Genomic DNA, 16,841 nt, shown 5'->3' with positions numbered 1-16,841 from the left:
TGCGAACGGTCAAAGCGCAACCCTGCGCCGGCTCACCGCCAAGGCCGCGTTCGGCCGTAAGGTCCTGTGCATGTGCTGCGCTCTCGCCGTTGCGGCCCCGAGCCGATGAACCAGGGCACCCATCCCGAAGGGCCGCTGGCCGAGGTCCTGGACGACGTGGCCGGTGCGGTCGGAGCAGAGGTCACTCTTCTCGGTCGCCTACCCGGAGGCGTCAACGGGGGCGCCACGCGCGTCCAGTTGGCCGGAAGTGCAGCTGCAGTTCTCAAAGCAGTGCCCCGGGCACACCCCAACCACCTGGACGAGACGTTGCGCGCCCAGCGAGTGGTCGAGCACATGCGCAGGCGCGGCTATCCCACACCGGCCTGGCTCGGCGTGGGGGCCACGGCCACTCATGTCTGGCAGCTGATGGACTTCGTCGACGCTGCTGCCGCGTCGGAGCTGACCCCTTCTCTCGTCGAGCAGCTGATGGAGATCATCGAGCTCCAGGCCGGGCAAGCCTCCGAGCCCTACGACCACTGGTCGTACGCCTGGCGGGTCGCCACGGCTCAGGATCCGGCCAGCACCGGGCTGGATCTCAACGAGACGCGGGAGCAGTCACGTCTCCGCCGGTCCATGGCCAGGCTCCCGGGGTACTCCTCCGAGGTGTCGGACCTGGTCGAGCGCCTGCGACTCGTGTGTGCCGACGCCCCACCACCACGCGACGCCCCTGACATGGTCCATGCCGATCTCGCGACCCCCAGCAACATCCTGGTCCGTGACGGAGCGGTAGTGGCGGTCGTAGATGTCGGGAACGCCGGTAGCGGCACGCGGGCGATCGATCTCACGAACCTCGTCTGGTACACCTTCCGGGATCCGCTGCTGGACGATGTCCGACGGCGGCTGTGGACGAGAATCCTCGACCTGGTCGGCCTGGACGGGGCGGCGGTGCTCACAGCGGCGCACGTCCTCCACATGCTTGAGATCCCCGTCCGTGACGGGCGCCACGATGTCGTTCCAGGGGTGGTCAAGCGCGGCCATCGCGCCCTCGACGAACTGAACGCGCTTCGCTGGTCGCGTGCTTGACATCGACCACCGTCACCCCGGTGATACCGACCCCTGAGACGGCCGCGTCCGTCGACGACCAACCAGACGGAGAACTACCAGGCTATGGGGCCGAGGCGATCGATGAAGATCCCGGTCGGCCCGTCAGAGGCGCGCGTCGCGAGCTCGATGATCGGATCGCTGCCCTCGGTGACCGTCAGCTCGCCCATGTGTCTGCTCATGTCGGTGGCGGGGAACCTGCTGGTGGCTAGTTCGCCGGGGATCACTGCGTTGAACTTGATGGCGGGCAGTGCCTGGGCGTATCGGACGGTGATCATGTTCAGCGCCGCCTTCGACGAGGTGTAGGCGAGCTCGTACATCTTCGAGACCGGTTGCCCGGGGTCGGTCACGTACTCGATCGAGCCCCCGGGGCCGGTGACCATCACCACCCGAGGGCTGTCGGCCGCCTGCAACAGCGGCAGGAACGCTTGCGTGACCCGGACCGGCCCGTAGACGTTGGTGTCGTAGACGGCGTGGATGTCCTTGGCTGTCGCGTCCGCCGGGTTGACACCGCCGCCTGGCGTGGCGGCGTTGTTGATCAGCACGTTGATCCGGTCGGTGTGCTCCCGGACCAGCCGCACGGCCCCTGCCACCGACTTCTCCGAGGACACGTCCAAGGGGACCATGATGACGTGTGCGCCGTCGGCGGCCAGCTTCTGGGCGGCAGCCCTACCCCGGCCTTCGTCGCGTGAGCCGAGGAAGACCGTCCAGCCCAGCTCCCCGAGCCTGCGCGCGGTCTCGTAGCCAAGGCCTTTGTTCGCTCCAGTGATCAGTGCTGAGGTCATGTTCTCTCCTGATGTCGTCGTACCTACGGCCAGGTGGCGGGCCGAGCCGATCCCGCGGTGCCGCTGAGGCGTGCGGTCGATCCCGGTGAAAGCTCCGGACTATGCGGCTGCGCGAGCGCCTTCTCGGCGAGACGCGTCCGGCGCAGTGGCGAGCCGGCGCTTGCGCTTGGGCAGGCCGAAGGTCGGGTGCGGGATGCCCCACAGCGAGATCTTGAGGATGCCCGTCTTGATACGCGCGGCTGTCCGGCCGCCCATGTACTTCGGTCTCGCTCGTCCTGTGTGGTCGACCGGCTGCAGGATCCCGTCCCGCCGTCCGAGGCTGATGTGGTTGCCCGGGTAGTCCAGGTTGCCCTTCGCGATCTTGTGGCCGGTCAGGCGTCCGACGATCGCGTCAGTGGCCTGCCGTCCGGTGGAGCCGGCCGACGCGCACGACATCGGCAGTGGCCGGCCGTTGTGGCCGATGACGTGGGCGCTGTCGCCGGCGGCGTAGACGTTCGGGTGCGAGACCGACCGCATGGTGTCGTCGACAACGATCTGGCCGTTCTCGGTGAACTCCAGCCCGCTGGCGGCGGCGATCGGGCTGACCGCGAAACCGGCTGTCCACACGGTTGCGTCGGCTGCCACGGCCGTGCCGTCGGCGCACAGCACCCGCGTCGCTTCGACGGCTCCGACACTGGTGTGCTCCAGGACGGTGATGCCCAGCCGGTCGCAGGCCTGGCGCAGGTGCCTGCGTGCTCCGGCGGAGAGCCGGGCGCCCAGCTCACCGCGGGCGATGAGCGCTACCGACAGGCCGGGCCGGGACTCGGCGAGCTCGGTGGCGGTCTCGATGCCGGTCAGCCCGTCGCCGACGACCAGCACACTCCCGCCGCCCCGCCTGTCCAGACTGTCCAGGCGCTCGCGCAGGCGCAGGGCCGCGGGCCGAGCGGTGACGTGGAAGGCATGCTCGGCCACGCCAGGGACGCCGCAGTCGGCAACGTGGCTGCCGAGCGCGTAGACAAGCGTGTCGTAGCCGAGCTCGCCGCCGCCGTCGGCCATCGCGAGGGCGACGACCTGGCGCTCGGTGTCGACGGCGGCCACACGGGCCAGGCGCAGCCGTATCCCCGTGCCCGCAAAGACGTCGGCGAGCCCTGGAGTATCGATCTCCTGGCCGGCGGCGAGCTGGTGCAGCCGCAGCCGCTGGACGAAGTCCGGCTCAGCGTTGACGACGGTGATCTCGGTGTCGGCCGGGGACAGCCGGCGGGCCAGGTTCCCGGCCACATAGGCCCCGGCGTAGCCAGCGCCGAGGACGACGATGTGATGCTTGTTCCTCATGGGTTGCTCCTCAATGGGTTGCTCTCCTGGTCGGCTTGCTCCGGGTGAGTTGACTCGCCCCAGGGATCACCGATTCTCTGGATCGAGGTTGCCGTGAGCCTCCGCCGAGAGGTCCTGCCAGTCGGCCCAGGTCTTGAGCCGGTCGGCGTAGACCTGCTGGAGCATCGGGTAGAAGCCTTGCCCGAAGAGCACCCGCAGGGGCGGATTGTCGGAGTCGACGAGCTTGAGGAGTGCCTGGGCCGCGGCGGCCGGGTCGCCGGCAGGTTGGTTGCCCGCGAACGCGGCGATGCGCAGGCGAAGGTCGTCATAGATCGGGTTGGGCTCGGACAGGTGGCCGTTGTTGAGCGGATCGGGGTTCTTGCCGGACCGCGTGGCGAAGCCGCCGGGCTCGACAACGGTCACCGTGATGCCGAAGTCGGCGACCTCGTGGGCGAGGGATTCGTTCAGGGCTTCCAGCGCCCACTTGGAGGCGCTGTAGGCGCCGCTGAGCGGCATCGCCATCAGTCCGGCCGCCGAGGACAGCTGGACGATGTGCCCCGAGCGTTGCTCGCGCAGGTGAGGCAGTGCGGCCTGGATCACCCACACCGCGCCGAACAGGTTGGTCTCCAGCTGGTCGCGCAGGTCCTGCTCGGCGAGCTCCTCGACCGTGCCGACCTGGGCCCAGCCGGCGTTGTTCACGATGACGTCCAGACGGCCGAACCGCTCCTTGGCCCGCTTCACGCTCTCGAAGACGGCGGTCTTGTCGGTCACGTCCAGCTCCAGGGGAAACACCGCCTCGCCGTAGGCGGCGACCAGCTCCGCATGGCTTGCTGTAGTCCGGGCAGCCGCGGCCACCTTGTCACCGCGCGACAGAGCGGCCTCGACGAAGTTGCGGCCCAGGCCGCGAGACGAACCAGTGACGAACCAGACCTTGCTCATAGTGCCTCTTCCGTTCCTTCTGCGGTGGCGGTCGCGCGGCGGTCACCACGCAACGAGCCACCGTGATCGCTCGCGGATTCGTGTGCCGCACGTGTCGCGGCGTCCTGACGACCATGTGGCGTCGGCACGGCGAGATTTGTGACAGTGCGGTCATGTGAGGTGTCTCACCGATCATGGGTGTCACACGGCGCAGGACGTCGGCGCCCTGTGCACGGAGCAGAAATATTGCGGACGGACAGGCAGGAGCCAGGTATGGACGAGCGCAAAGATGTGACGACGGGCGCAGCCGAGCTGACGGCTGGCGGCCAGATGGAACACGCGACCGAAGCGTTCCTCGCCCACCGCAACCTGCTGTTCACCGTCGCCTACGAGATGCTTGGCTCCGCTGCCGACGCCGAAGACGCCCTGCAGGAGACCTGGCTGCGGTGGGTCAAGGTCGACCTCGGACAGGTACACGACCAGCGCGCCTACCTGGTCCGGATCGCCACCCGGCGCTCGCTGGACCGGCTGCGCACGATGAAGCGCCGCAAGGAGGCGTATGTCGGCCCCTGGTTGCCCGAGCCGCTGCTCACCGCGCCGGACGTGGCCGAAGACGTCGAGCTTGCCGAGAGCGTGTCGATGGCGCTCATGCTCGTCCTGGAAACGCTTTCGCCGACCGAGCGTGCCGTCTTCGTTCTGCGCGAGGTCTTCGACGTGGACTACGACGAGATCGCGGCCGCCGTCGGCAAGACCCCGGCGGCCGTTCGCCAGATCGCGCACCGGGCCCGCAAGCACGTCGACGCACGCCGCCCGCGCCAGACGGTCTCCCCGGCCCAGACCCGTGAGGCCCTGGAGTCGTTCCAGCGCGCGCTTGAGACCAGGGACCTCCAGGGCCTCCTCGATGTACTCGCCCCTGAGGTCGTGCTGATGAGCGACGGCGGCGGCGTCAAGCAGGCCGCGCCGCGGCCGATCACCGGCGCCGACAAGGTAGCCCGCATGATCGTCGATGGCCTCGGCAAGGCCCGGCTCGCGCTCAGCAGCGAGCTCACCATGGTCAACGGCAACCCGGCCCTCCTCCTTCGCGTGGACGGCGAGATCGACGGCGTCATAGCGGTGGGTATCGAGGACGTCCGCATCACCGGCCTCTACTACGTCCGCAACCCGCAGAAGCTGACCCGCATCACATCGGAGACTCCGCTCACGCTGAGGTGACCTTTCAGCCGCCAGCCTTGATCACGACATCTCGACGATGCGTGCCTACCGCTGCGCGAAGCAGGAGTTCCTGCGAGCTCGACCGTGACCCCGGCGCGTACGCCCTGGAGCAGGAGCGCTCCGAGACCAGCCTGACGATCCACTACGCCAAGGTCGACGGCTCCGTCCGGCGGCTGCAGGACCTGGTCGAGGTAGAGAGGACCTGCTGCGCGTTCGTGGACTGGACTATCGACAAGACTCACCCCGACCTGCGCTTGATCGTGTCCGGCACCCCGCTACAGCTGGCCGCACTCAACATCGGAATGGTCCAGTAGGCCGGTACGCCTCGATCGCGTCCCCGACGCCGTCAATCAGGTTGAGGGGAGGGTCCCGGCACCTGGGCGCCGGTCGGGCCCAGATGCCGGAGGTCCGTCCCAGCGTTGGATCAGCTGTCGTCGCCCACGTTGCCTTCGTCGGACGGCGTCATGTTCGCGTACTCCTCGATCCGGTCGATGAGGCCGTCCTTGAAACCGAAGTACATCGCCACGGGCAGCTCGGTGCCGGACCCGTCGGGCATGTTGATGTGCAGCACGTGCTGCTGGAGCACCTCGTCGGGCTTCTGGAACTGCCGGACGATGTCGTACCGCAACGCAACGACGCCCCCGCCGCTCGACATCTGCTTGAGCTGCTCGAGGTTCTCCTCGATCGTCTGCACGCCCTTGCCGTCGTTGTTCGGCGCCGCAACCAACCAGCCCGTGGAATACCTCTGCCTCATCGAACGACAAGGCGAGCCGCACGCATCCGCGCCCGCACCACCTCGAGGAAATGAACTAGGTCGCCAGCCGGGCAACCACGGCCGTCCCCCTGACGTTTGCCAAGGCGGCAAACAGCTTTGGTGTTCTCCCGCGCGCCGAGCCAGTCTCGTGCATCGACCCAGGCCGCGGTGGCTTCGGGCATCACCAGAGGCAGGAGAACGCAACGATGAAGGTTGTCATCGTGGGTGGCGTGGCCGGTGGCATGTCAGCGGCCACACGCTTGCGCAGGCTCGTACCGGACGCCGAGATCATCGTGCTCGAACGAGGCGAACACCTCAGGAATGGCAACCACCGTGTCACCGGGCGAGATTTGCCGGACTGGCAAAGATGTTTGACGATCTCGCCGGCACGGAGCCAGCCTTGTTCGTCAGAAGCAGGTCGCGTGCAACGTCGCTCTCGACCCCGTCCCACGCGCTGTACGAGAGGGCAAAGCCCATGAGTGCCACGACTGACACATCCGACCACCTGAGCGATCCACCGACCACTGCGGCCACATCCGACGGCGCATCGAGTGACGCCTCCGCGCCGTCACGCACCGACAAGCTCGCCCCAGGCCATCTCCGCGTCATCGCGCTGCTCATGGCGAGCGCGTTCACCGTGATCCTCAACGAGACCACGATGTCCGTGGCGCTGCCGCCGATCATGGCCGACCTGGGCGTGACCGCCACGACGGGCCAGTGGCTCACCACCGCGTTCATGCTGACCATGGCCGTGGTCATCCCCGCGACGGGCTTCCTCATCAACCGGCTGGGCACGCGCCGTGCCTACCTGCTGGCGATGGCGCTGTTCACAGCCGGCACCGCGCTGGCGATGATCGCACCAGGCTTCGCGATCCTCGTCACCGGACGCGTGGTGCAGGCGACGGGCACGGCCATCATGACGCCGCTGCTCATGACCACCATCATGACGATCGTCCCGCCGCACATGCGCGGCCGGATCATGGGCAACGTGACGCTGGTCATCGCGCTGGCGCCGGCGCTCGGCCCGACGCTGTCGGGTGCGGTCCTCGACCCCCTGGGCTGGCGCGGCGTGTTCGGCGTCGTCCTGCCGATCTCGGCGCTCGCCCTGGCCGCCGGCATCCTCTGGATCCGCGACGTGTCCGACAAGGACGAGCACCACCTCGACCCGCTGTCACTGCTGCTCGCACTGGTCGCGTTCGGTGGTGTCGTGTGGGGCCTTTCCGGCCTGGGCGAGGCGGCGCAGCACGCCACGGCGGTCAACCCGTGGATCCCGCTCGGCGTGGGCCTCGCGGTGCTCGGCCTGTTCATCTGGCGGCAGATCGCACGGCAGCGCACCGACTCCGCACTGCTCGACCTGCGCACGTTCCTCGAGCCGAACTTCCGCGTCGCCGTCGTCATCATGGCGGTCGCGATGATGGCGATGTTCGGCACGATGATCGTGCTGCCGCTGGTCCTGCAGGACGCCCTCGGTATGGCGCCGCTGACCGTCGGCCTGCTCATGCTGCCGGGAGGCGTCGCGATGGGTGTGCTCGGCCCGGTCGTCGGCCGCTGGTACGACAGGTTCGGCCCCCGGCCGATCATGATCCCCGCCACCGTGGTGGTCACGGTGGCGAGCGGGGCGTTCGCGTTCATCTCGCCGACGACGTCGATCTTCTACATCCTCGGCGCGCACATCCTGCTCATGGTCGGCCTCGCCTCCGTGTTCACGCCGCTGTTCAGCGCCGCGCTCGGGGTGCTCAAGCCGCACCAGTACTCGCACGGTTCGGCCACCCTCAACACGGTGCAGCAGGTCGCGGGTGCCGCCGGTACCGCGCTCTTCATCGCGATCATGACCATCCGGGCGGCATCCCTGGAAGACGGCGGGTCGTCCGGCGCGGCGGCGATGGCCGAAGGCGCCGGTCTGGCGTTCGGGATCGGTGCCGGCGTCATGGCACTGACCATCGGGCTCGCCACGATGATCAAGCGCCCGGAGAGCGACGGCGCAACCTGAATGCGCTGGTCAGAGCGTTTAAAGCGGACGAGTCGGTCTGTACGCCGGGTTCTCCCGGAGGGCGTACCGGTATGTCTCGCGGTGTCCGCCGAGTTGGTTGGGCACTGCGAGAACGTTGAAATTTCGCGGTTCTGCCGGGTCCGCGGTGCGATCGGTCTTGTGCTTGGCTCTTCACTCCCGAAAGAAGACCTCGTCGTCCTCGCTCGGTACGAGCGGCGCGAACTGCCGAAGCTCGGCGCCGCGGATCATCCACAGCCGGAAGAAGCCCTCTTCCTGGTCCATCACGAACAGTTGCGCCGCGTTCGGCTCGCGCCACGGCGTCTCGAAGAATCGCTGCCGGACAGCATCAAGGTCAGCATGGTTCAGCGCACCCGCCCACACCTCGCACTCGGGCGCCTTCCACCCGCCCCATTGGCCGCCCTCCGCGCTGGTGAGCAACCTCAGATACCCCACTCCGCCACGCTCAGGACTCGACCGGAGGGGAGCCTCCGTCCGCAGCCACTCGCTCAGCGCCTCCGCGTTCTCGGTGTCGTCCATGTCGACCGAGATCATGACGTTCGCCACCCAGCTCATAGCGATCGTTCTACCGGAACGGACAGCACGTCACCAATGAGCGGTGCTCAGCGCCTACACGACGGTACCTATCGCGTCCTCGTTGACTCAACGAGACCTACGGCATCTCCCGGCCACGCAGCGACTTGGCAGTCCTAACCCCTGCCAGTTTTGACGCGATCGACCCAGGCTGCACCCTAGGCTCGATGCTCGCATCGTCGATGGGAGGGTGCCCTCCCATGCATCCGCTGGATCGTGCAGATCGCCGAGTACCGGGCTAGCACCCACGGTCCTGCCTGTCCTGCCCCTAGGTTCCGGTCGCGCCAGTAGCATCTCGGCATGACAGCCGCTCAGAGCACTCCTCCACGGATTTCACGCGGCTGGACGAGAATCGTCCTGGTGGCGGTTGGCGTCGTGCTCATGCTCATCGGGGCTTCCCAGGTCTTCGCCTGGACCGCGTACAAGCTCAGGGCCTTGCCGATCGGACTGTGGCAGGTTCTGGAACACGCCGGATTCAACGGTGTCCTCGGTGAGAACCTCGACGCCGCGATCGGTCGAGGCCTCACATGGACCGTCGGCTTCGTCATCGTCTCGGTGGCCATGCTCGGCATCGTCAGACGCCGAGCGGCGCACAGGCTCCCGGTGTGCGTCGTCGTGCTCGGTGCGGTGTTCATCACGTCATGGGCGGTCCCGGGAAGCGTCGGCCTGACACATGACAGTGCGCGGCACGACTTTTACACGCTGCGCCCCGCGCTCGACGACGTCGTCGAACGCGCGGTGCAGGGCGATCTCGACGGGCCATATGCCGAACTTCCCCGGACCCTGGACTTCGTCTCCGTGACCGGCTCCGTCGACGTCTACCACGAGGCCGAAGGCCCTGATGCGGTGACCATCTTCGTTCCGCAGTGGGCACGGCTGGTCGACGACGCGGGCGGCTACATCTACTCGCCCCACCGCAGACCCGACGTAAACATGCGTGGCATGGCCTGCACCGCCCCGGCCCGGCTGGACGAGGGCTGGTGGTCCTGCGGGATGAGAACAGGATCCAGCTGAGGCCGCTGGCCGGAAACGCTGGGGACTCCGAGACGTCACTGGTTGGGTGGAACGCCCGAGCGTCGAATGGACCCGGCTGTATCGGCGAGATCAGTTCGGGCCGTTGATGGCTGTCCGGCTCGCTGCGCGAGGCTCCGCTCCGGACGACCTCGCACAACGCGACAGCTCGGGCTTCTCCGGCCACCGCTCCGACGCAGGTCAGAGGCTCAAAAGCGGACGAGCCGGTCTGTACGCCGGGTTCTCCCGGATGGTGTGCTGGTATGTCTCGCGGTGTCCGACGAGTTGGTTGGGCGCCGTGAGATCGTTGGAACTTGGCGGTTCTGCCGGGTCCGGGGCGCGTTGGAGAGGCTGGCATCAGATGGGCAGAGACGGCACTCATGTGTACCCGATGTGTACCCGATGTGTACCCGGCGCCCCCGCCGCACGGCGCGGCCTTGACCCTGCCCCGGACGCCACCGGGTTGATGCGGCGCGCGCATGCCACACGTCAGCGGCCGCTGACCGAACTCACTCCTGAAGACCTGCGGGTCCTCGTCGCCCAGCAGCTGGCGCTCGTGCGGGTGCTCCCCATAGCAGTGCAAGTGCTGATCGAGGGCCCCTTCGTGAGCGGGGACTTCTACCCCGGCGACCTGCTGCTCGCGGTCATCCGAGCGCCTGACGACGCCTGGGACCACCTGAGCGACATGACATTGGCATCCCGCCTCGCCACGGTCATCGGCAACCTCCCTGACAGGATGATCGCCACCTTGCCAAGGAACGACGCCGAGTTGCTCGCGAGGTTCAACGCCGTCCACGGCTAAGACAGCGAGCACATCCGCTGTGTCACCCGATCCGGTGCCAGGAGTACTCAGGCTGCGGGTCGTCGAACGACAGCCCGTTCTCGTCCAGGGCGTTGTAGACGGTCACCTGCCCCTCGTCGAACACGAGATGGACAGCGACCATGCCGCTGGCCATGTCGCGGCCCCGCCATTCGAGCAACGAGACTTGCCTGACGGACTGGCCTTGGAGGCCCGACAAGATCGCCGCCGCGTCGCTCCGCCAGCACAGGTCGAAGTCCTCGAACCGCACAGGACCGCCCGGGTCAACCGTGTTCCAGGTGAGTGACAGCTCATCGAACTTGTGGTGCTGGACCTCGACCTGCTCGCTGTCGAACTCGAGGAGCACAGGTGCGTCGGCGAACCACTCGTCGCGTTCGCTATCCCAGAGCAGCCACGCGCAGGTGAGGCGCTGACCGATGAGTCCCGCGAGACGCCGCCGATGCGTTTCCGCGATCGTTGCGAGGCCACGCTGATAGCCCGGCTGGTAGCCCTCGACGCCGAGGTACGGGTAGGTCGTCACGGCGCCAAGGCTATGGCCCAGCCCGGCCCCGGAACCTCAGGAGGCCATCACCGGCCGCCCACCAGATGCCGTAGTAGAGCTCGAAGTCGTATCTGGGGGATGGCCAGCATCGGCCTCGTTGGAAACGTTGGAATCTAGCGGTTTCTGCGTTGGTCGGTGCTGGCTGGAGGAGGTGACTGCCGGGATGCTTGTGAACTCTTCCTGGACTGGCCCGTAGCAAGGCGCAGATAGGCTCCAGCTGTGGAAATCAAGGTCAACGAAGGACAGTTCGTCGAGATCACGACGGCTCAGGGAGTTGATCGCCGGGTATCCGGTGAGTTCATCGGCCCACGCGGCGAGCTGGCGTCGTACGCGTTCGGCTGAGTTTCGGGCGCGGACTCCGGGCGCGCCTCCGTCGGGATCGGCGCCGGCAACGCGGGCGGCGCAACCATCCACGCAGCGGTGTTCGCCCACGACGGCGACATCGCCTACGCCTTGGTCGACGAACCCTTCGAGACTGTGCCCCAGGGCGGCCCGCACCTGACCGCCGTCGAGGCCAGGGAACATGAGGATCTTCCGTTCATCTGGGCTGTGGTCGACGCCGTGATGGCTCTCGACAGCCGCGCGGGATGGCTACGGCACTGCGTCCTTGGTACAGCCAGCGTCGCCACGTCAGGAGTACCGGCTGGCGAGGAACCGGTGCTGTACGTCTCGCACGACGGCGACGACGGGATGTGGCAGTTCATCGGGACGTCCGACGCGACCATCGTGAACGGAAGGATCGGCCACCTCCACCACATCGTCGAACTCGACGCCACCCTGATCGAGGTACTGAACATCGAACCCGGCGAGCACGCCACCCGCACACACGTAGGCGGCGCATGGACCAGGTCCGACGCGAACGGGCGACGGCGAAGGCGCGGCCCGTTCGGACGACGCTGACCAGCGGCCACGGTCCCGGCACTCACGGGCCTATACGCCGGGTTTCCTCGGCAGGCCTTATGGCCTGTCGGGGTACCCGGCAGGATCGGCCGGGAACGTGGGAATTCTGCGGCTCCGCGAGCGTTGGCGGCCTTGGTGTCTGACGGCCTGTGGCACGACTTCCGGGAGACGCGGATCACCGACATCCCGCACTCGGTTCGTCCCTACCTCGGTGAGAAGGCCAGCAACGAGACGATCACTCGTGACTAGGTCGCCCACATGCCCGACGCGGTCGTGGCGGGTAGCCCTATGACCTGGCACGACCAGGCCCAGGCCTGACCCTGCGCGGTCCGTACCCAGTCCGCAGAGAGTCCGCAAGAGCCCTACCAACCGCCGCACGGGCCGGGTCCGCGCCCTCCTCGGCGGCGATGAGCCCTGCGACCTGCGCAACGCGGAGGCCGTACTCCGCGACCGACCCCGGATCGCGGACACCGACCTGCCACCACCCAGCACGACGTAGTCGCCTGAGCACACCCATGTCGTGGGCGAGCTAGATCGCCGTCCTCACAGCCCTCGCTCGCCTGCGGCTGATAAGTTCAATTGGGTCGGCTCCTCGTGTATCAACCAGAGACCTCCTTGATAAGATCCATTGGGTAGCGATCTGGTGTATCGGTCAGGAGGCACATGGCACGCGGGAGACCCTCACGGGCAACGGTGTACGCACGGCTTGAAGGCGCGATCGGTGAGCTCAACGAGCGCCTCGGGGGACTCCCCTCCCCGAAGGAGTCGGAGTTCGTCTGGTCGGACATCTGGCACCTCGAGGCGCACCACTCGACCGCACTCGAAGGCAACACCCTCGTTCTGCGCGAGGTAACCGCGCTACTGGACGACGGCCGCGCAGTAGGAGCCAAGCCCCTCAAGGAATACATGGAAGTCCAGGGGTACGGCACCGCCGCGCAGTGGGTCTACGGACACGCGCTAGAACCCGGTGACTGGCACGACGGCAACCTGATCAGCGTCTTCGAGGTGCGCCAGGTGCATCAGCGGACGATGAGCCCCGTATGGGAGGTCGCACCACATCCGGATGCCACATCCCACGAGGGACCGGGGCAATTCCGAGAACACGACATCCACCCGTTCGGGGCTGGCATGCAACCCCCCGGCTGGCCACTGGTCCCGGCCATGGTCCAGGACTGGGTCGACTCCGTGAACGCCGCACGGGACGAGCTGCGAGACCGGACCAGCCAAGCTCCGTGGCCCGAGCGCCTCGCCGAGATTCACAACCAGTTCGAGCGCGTCCACCCGTTCATCGACGGCAACGGACGCACAGGTCGCCTCCTGCTCAACCTCATCCTGGTCCGTCTTGGCTACCCACCGGTCATCGTGCTCAAGCGCGAACGTCCGGCCTACCTGTCGGCGATGCAGAGGTCGGACGCGGGCGAGCACGGGCCCCTGGGCGAGCTCCTCGCGCGTGCCATGTACGACAACCTCAACCGGTTCATCGTTCCGGCAGTGGCGGGCCCGGCCCGCCTGGTACCGCTCGCGTCGCTGGTAAACAAGGACTTCAGCTTGGCCGCGCTGCGTCAGGCCGCACAGCGTGGCCGGCTCGACGCCATCCAAGGACCCGACGGCATTTGGCGATCAAGCAGAAAGGCCGTCCAGGCTTATCAGCGCACCAAGCGGTCCCGCGCCAAAAAGTAAGCGGAGGACTCCGCCGATATCCGGCGCCCGGTCCTACGGACCCACATGCAGATCACAGGTGGACGACCGGCGCCCCAGGGTCTTTACCGCAGGTCGGAAACTGAAGAGCGGACGAGCCGGTCTGTACGCCGGGTTCTCCCGGAGGGTGTACCGGTATGTCTCGCGGTGTCCGACGAGTTGGTTGGGCGCCGCGAGATCGTTGGAACTTGGCGGTTCTGCCGGGTCCGGGGCGCGTTGGTGGAGGTGGCGTCGCATGGGCTCAGACAGCGCTCATGTGTACCCGATGTGTACCGAGCGGCTCTTCAATCGGACCGCGTGCAGGCTCGCCGCCGTCCGGGTGTGAACGGTCTTGTGCTTGGCTCTTCACTCCCGATAGAAGACCTCGTCGTCCTTGCTCGGTACGAGCGGCGTGAACTGCCGAAGCTCGTCGCCGCGGATCATCCACAGCCGGAAGAAGCCCTCTTCCTGGTCCATCACGAACAGTTGCGCCGCGTTCGGCTCGCGCCACGGCATCTCGAAGAAGCGCTGCCGGACAGCATCAAGGTCAGCATGGTTCAGCGCACCCGCCCACACCTCGCACTCGGGCGCCTTCCACCCGCCCCATTGGCCGCCCTCCGCGCTGGTGAGCAACCTCAGATACCCCACTCCGCCACGCTCAGGACTCGACCGGAGGGGAGCCTCCGTCCGCAGCCACTCGCTCAGCGCCTCCGCGTTCTCGGTGTCGTCCATGTCGACCGAGATCATGACGTTCGCCACCCAGCTCATAGCGATCGTTCTACCGGAACGGACAGCACGTCACCAATGAGCGGTGCTCAGCGCCTACACGACGGTACCTATCGCGTCTTCGTCAACTCAGAGACCTACGGCACCTCCTGGCTACGCAGCGACTGGCAGTCCTACCCCCAGGTTGAAGCGATCGACCCAGGCTGCACCCTAGGCTCGGTGCTCGCATCGTCGATGTGGCGCCCGGGTGCCGGCCAGTGTCGCACGGCGCGCACGATGGTGAGCCCTTCCCCCTACCACGGTCTGCTACCAGACGCGTGCAGCGGGGCCATGGCGTGGGCGGCGATCACCGCCGCACGGGTTGCAGTAGAGCTCGAAGTCGTGCCTGGGGAAAGCCCAGCATCGGCCTCGTTGGAAACGTTGGAGTCTAGCGGTTTCCGCGTTGGCCGGTGCTGGCTGAATGGGGTGACTGCCGGGTCAGTACAGGGAAGTCACGGTGGCAAGGATGGGGTCGAGCTGGCCCTGAGCGGTCATGAACAGAGCGAGGGTCCCGCGAGAGGCGTTCCGGGTGCTGGCGTTCGCGACGGCGATGAGCCCGGACCTGGCCGCCGTGGGGAAGAACGCCGCGTGTTTCGTGTTCTCTGCTGCCCGTGATAGAAACGCCTGATCGGGCGTCTACGCAGGTCGCCCCAGATTTCGATGGATAATTTAGATGAATGTCGACGGGTGGAGGGGCATGCCTGACCTGGAACCGCAGCGGAGCGGGGGCCGGGTCGCGCTGGTGGACCTGACCGGTGCAGAGGACATGACTGCGGCACTGCGCAAGCTGCAGGACCAGTGGGGGGCGGTGGCCCCCGTGGACCTGGAGCCAGGCGTACCGGGCTGGCTCGTGCTGGGGCACGCCGAGGTCATGGAGGTGATGCGCACCGAGAGCGTCTTCGCCCGGAACCCACGGCACTGGAGAGAGCAGCTACCACCGCAGTCGACCCTGCACGCCATCCTGTCCCCGACCGGACGGCGGAACCTGTACTTCTCGGACGGCGCGGAACACCGGCGGCTGCGGCTCCCGGTGGACGAGGCGTTCGCCGACATGGACGAGGTCCGGACGGCAGCACTCGTGCGCGTCGTCTGCGCCCGGCTCATCGACTCGTTCGCCGCCAAGGGCCGTGCGGACCTGATGGGCGAGTATGCGGCGGCGGTGTCATTCCTGGCGGTGTCGGGCATGTTCGGGTTCGACGAGCGGCAGGGGTTCGACCTGTTGCGCTGCGCGAGCGAGATCTTCGGGCACGGCGGCGATCCCGTGTCAGCCCTGGTCCGGATGGACCAGATCGTGCTGGACCACGTCATCGCGACCCGGGCGGAGCCAGGCCCGAACCTGACCGACAGCTTCATCAAGCACCCGAGTTTCGAGGACGACACCGAGATCGTGCACTCCATGGTGATCGCGATCTGCGCGGCCAACGAGATGCTCGTGACCTGGATCGCGGCCACACTTCGCCGCATGCTCACCGACCCCCGGTACACCGGCCGCGTCACCGGCGTGCGCCGCGGCCTCGACGACGCGATGGACGAGACGCTGTGGAGCGAGCCGCCCGTCGCGAACCTGCCCGCCCGGTACGCCGTGACCGACTGCACCCTCGGCACGGCGCGGATCCGCGCCGGCGACGCGATAGTGATGGGCGTGGCCGCCGCGAACAACGACCCGCGGGTACGCACCGCGGACGACCTCTTCGAGGCGAACAACCGGTCGCACCTGTCCTTCGGCGTCGGGCCGCACGCGTGCCCCGCCAAGCGCCCCGGGCGGCTCGTGGTCAAGATCGCGGTGGAGAGCCTCATGGAGCGGCTCGACCTGAGGCTCACCGACCCGGTGGTGAAGTGGGCGCCATCGCCGTGGTCGCGCTACCCGTCCACGCTGCCGGTGACGTTCACTCCCGAGCGCCAGGCCGCCCGCACGCCTGCCCGCGTCTGACCTGCCCCTGGAGCGTCAGACGGCATCGACGTGCGCCTTGCCGTTCACGCAAGTCTTCGTGCGCCATGCCCGCGCGGGGTTCGCCGTCGGGGACCTGCATCTTGCAGCATGAACTCGAGGTTCCAGCGTGCCTCGTCGAGGATGTTGGCGACTCGATCTACCGATGCTCGGGACGAGCACCAGCGGCTGGGGGACTCAGGCCGTGCTGGCGAGGGTCTCCGGGTGCACCGGCGTACGGAACGTCCCGGTGCGCACCCAGGACTCGACCTCGTCCACCGCAGCCTCCCCGAGGCGTCGCACCTCTCCGCCGATCGACCCGGCAATGACGGTGTCGTTCGTGACGAACTGACAGGGGGTCTTCGACACCGGGGTCGGCGTGGCAGGCGGTTGCCGAGGCTGCCAGGTTGCGCCAACGGCGCACAAGACTACCCGCACCGTCACATGGCTGTCTCGTAGTCACTTCTTTACGCAATGGTCACACGGCGACCCGCAAGTGCCGAACGTTCTGCCCGGTATGCACGTTATGTTTAACGTTGTCCGTCGGCAGACGAGATGGTGTCTTGGCTGAAGAAGGAGC

Annotated in this window: 19 protein-coding genes; 11 read left to right on the top strand and 8 right to left on the bottom strand. The window is 67.5% G+C overall.

What is annotated here, in order from left to right; all coding sequences use genetic code 11:
* The first annotated feature begins 105 nt into the window (after nucleotides 1-105).
* Nucleotides 106-1,062 (top strand): phosphotransferase, encoded by a 957-nt coding sequence (locus AB0F40_RS15490; RefSeq protein ID WP_357468994.1) that lies wholly within the window; start codon nucleotides 106-108, stop codon nucleotides 1,060-1,062.
* Between the two features lie 74 nt (nucleotides 1,063-1,136).
* On the opposite strand, the gene AB0F40_RS15485 is transcribed toward AB0F40_RS15490, so the two are convergent.
* The 3 genes from AB0F40_RS15485 to AB0F40_RS15475 form a co-directional block, all read right to left on the bottom strand.
* A complete protein-coding gene (locus tag AB0F40_RS15485; protein ID WP_357468991.1) occupies nucleotides 1,137-1,865 on the bottom strand; it encodes an SDR family NAD(P)-dependent oxidoreductase in 729 nt (242 codons plus the stop codon).
* Nucleotides 1,866-1,964: 99 nt separating this feature from the next.
* Nucleotides 1,965-3,176: an FAD-dependent oxidoreductase gene (locus AB0F40_RS15480; protein WP_357468988.1), complete on the bottom strand. Its 1,212-nt coding sequence runs from the start codon at nucleotides 3,174-3,176 to the stop codon at nucleotides 1,965-1,967.
* 66 nt (nucleotides 3,177-3,242) lie between these two features.
* Nucleotides 3,243-4,094, bottom strand: coding sequence for an SDR family NAD(P)-dependent oxidoreductase (locus AB0F40_RS15475; protein WP_357468985.1), 852 nt, complete (start codon nucleotides 4,092-4,094; stop codon nucleotides 3,243-3,245).
* A gap of 252 nt (nucleotides 4,095-4,346) precedes the next feature.
* On the opposite strand from AB0F40_RS15475, the gene AB0F40_RS15470 reads away from it, so the two are divergent.
* Nucleotides 4,347-5,285, top strand: coding sequence for an RNA polymerase sigma-70 factor (locus AB0F40_RS15470; protein WP_357468982.1), 939 nt, complete (start codon nucleotides 4,347-4,349; stop codon nucleotides 5,283-5,285).
* A gap of 41 nt (nucleotides 5,286-5,326) precedes the next feature.
* On the top strand, nucleotides 5,327-5,599 hold the full coding sequence (locus tag AB0F40_RS15465; RefSeq protein ID WP_357468979.1) for a hypothetical protein: 273 nt from the start codon (nucleotides 5,327-5,329) through the stop codon (nucleotides 5,597-5,599).
* Between the two features lie 110 nt (nucleotides 5,600-5,709).
* Here the strand turns inward: AB0F40_RS15465 and AB0F40_RS15460 are convergent, their stop codons facing one another.
* The gene (locus AB0F40_RS15460) at nucleotides 5,710-6,039 is read right to left on the bottom strand and encodes a hypothetical protein (protein WP_357468976.1); all 330 of its coding nucleotides are present in this window, start codon (nucleotides 6,037-6,039) and stop codon (nucleotides 5,710-5,712) included.
* 475 nt (nucleotides 6,040-6,514) lie between these two features.
* Here AB0F40_RS15460 and AB0F40_RS15455 point away from each other — a divergent pair, with 475 nt between their 5' ends.
* Entirely contained in the window at nucleotides 6,515-8,029 is a 1,515-nt protein-coding gene (locus AB0F40_RS15455) for an MDR family MFS transporter (RefSeq protein ID WP_357468973.1), read from the top strand.
* A gap of 171 nt (nucleotides 8,030-8,200) precedes the next feature.
* On the opposite strand, the gene AB0F40_RS15450 is transcribed toward AB0F40_RS15455, so the two are convergent.
* The gene (locus AB0F40_RS15450; RefSeq protein ID WP_357468971.1) at nucleotides 8,201-8,602 is read right to left on the bottom strand and encodes a squamosa promoter-binding protein 15; all 402 of its coding nucleotides are present in this window, start codon (nucleotides 8,600-8,602) and stop codon (nucleotides 8,201-8,203) included.
* A 318-nt stretch (nucleotides 8,603-8,920) separates the two neighbouring features.
* Between AB0F40_RS15450 and AB0F40_RS15445 the strand changes: the two genes are divergently transcribed.
* Together AB0F40_RS15445 and AB0F40_RS15440 are read left to right on the top strand one after the other, a co-directional pair.
* On the top strand, nucleotides 8,921-9,634 hold the full coding sequence (locus AB0F40_RS15445; RefSeq protein WP_357468968.1) for a hypothetical protein: 714 nt from the start codon (nucleotides 8,921-8,923) through the stop codon (nucleotides 9,632-9,634).
* A 388-nt stretch (nucleotides 9,635-10,022) separates the two neighbouring features.
* Nucleotides 10,023-10,433 carry a contact-dependent growth inhibition system immunity protein gene (locus AB0F40_RS15440; protein ID WP_357468965.1) on the top strand — a complete coding sequence of 137 codons (411 nt, stop codon included), beginning with the start codon at nucleotides 10,023-10,025 and terminating at the stop codon, nucleotides 10,431-10,433.
* 22 nt (nucleotides 10,434-10,455) lie between these two features.
* Here AB0F40_RS15440 and AB0F40_RS15435 read toward each other — a convergent pair whose 3' ends face one another.
* On the bottom strand, nucleotides 10,456-10,971 hold the full coding sequence (locus tag AB0F40_RS15435; RefSeq protein ID WP_357468962.1) for a hypothetical protein: 516 nt from the start codon (nucleotides 10,969-10,971) through the stop codon (nucleotides 10,456-10,458).
* A gap of 240 nt (nucleotides 10,972-11,211) precedes the next feature.
* Between AB0F40_RS15435 and AB0F40_RS15430 the strand changes: the two genes are divergently transcribed.
* The 3 genes from AB0F40_RS15430 (at nucleotide 11,212) to AB0F40_RS15420 (ending at nucleotide 13,572) form a co-directional block, all read left to right on the top strand.
* Nucleotides 11,212-11,334 carry a hypothetical protein gene (locus AB0F40_RS15430; RefSeq protein ID WP_357468960.1) on the top strand — a complete coding sequence of 41 codons (123 nt, stop codon included), beginning with the start codon at nucleotides 11,212-11,214 and terminating at the stop codon, nucleotides 11,332-11,334.
* Between the two features lie 78 nt (nucleotides 11,335-11,412).
* Nucleotides 11,413-11,892, top strand: a complete 480-nt coding sequence (locus tag AB0F40_RS15425; RefSeq protein ID WP_357468957.1) for a hypothetical protein — start codon at nucleotides 11,413-11,415, stop codon at nucleotides 11,890-11,892.
* 663 nt (nucleotides 11,893-12,555) lie between these two features.
* Entirely contained in the window at nucleotides 12,556-13,572 is a 1,017-nt protein-coding gene (locus AB0F40_RS15420; RefSeq protein ID WP_357468954.1) for a Fic family protein, read from the top strand.
* Nucleotides 13,573-13,935: 363 nt separating this feature from the next.
* On the opposite strand, the gene AB0F40_RS15415 is transcribed toward AB0F40_RS15420, so the two are convergent.
* Nucleotides 13,936-14,337 (bottom strand): squamosa promoter-binding protein 15, encoded by a 402-nt coding sequence (locus tag AB0F40_RS15415; RefSeq protein ID WP_357468951.1) that lies wholly within the window; start codon nucleotides 14,335-14,337, stop codon nucleotides 13,936-13,938.
* Nucleotides 14,338-14,827: 490 nt separating this feature from the next.
* On the opposite strand from AB0F40_RS15415, the gene AB0F40_RS15410 reads away from it, so the two are divergent.
* Both AB0F40_RS15410 and AB0F40_RS15405 read left to right on the top strand, forming a co-directional pair.
* The gene (locus AB0F40_RS15410; protein WP_357468948.1) at nucleotides 14,828-14,962 is read left to right on the top strand and encodes a hypothetical protein; all 135 of its coding nucleotides are present in this window, start codon (nucleotides 14,828-14,830) and stop codon (nucleotides 14,960-14,962) included.
* 69 nt (nucleotides 14,963-15,031) lie between these two features.
* Nucleotides 15,032-16,264 (top strand): cytochrome P450, encoded by a 1,233-nt coding sequence (locus AB0F40_RS15405; protein ID WP_357468945.1) that lies wholly within the window; start codon nucleotides 15,032-15,034, stop codon nucleotides 16,262-16,264.
* 195 nt (nucleotides 16,265-16,459) lie between these two features.
* On the opposite strand, the gene AB0F40_RS15400 is transcribed toward AB0F40_RS15405, so the two are convergent.
* Nucleotides 16,460-16,630 carry a hypothetical protein gene (locus AB0F40_RS15400; RefSeq protein WP_357468942.1) on the bottom strand — a complete coding sequence of 57 codons (171 nt, stop codon included), beginning with the start codon at nucleotides 16,628-16,630 and terminating at the stop codon, nucleotides 16,460-16,462.
* Between the last annotated feature and the right edge of the window lie 211 nt (nucleotides 16,631-16,841).

Origin of the sequence: Promicromonospora sp. NPDC023987, from assembly GCF_040639055.1 — a bacterium.
GTDB lineage: Bacteria > Actinomycetota > Actinomycetes > Actinomycetales > Cellulomonadaceae > Promicromonospora.
The sequence above is the reverse complement of the archived record's forward strand: the minus strand, read 5'-3'. Positions and strand labels throughout refer to the sequence as shown.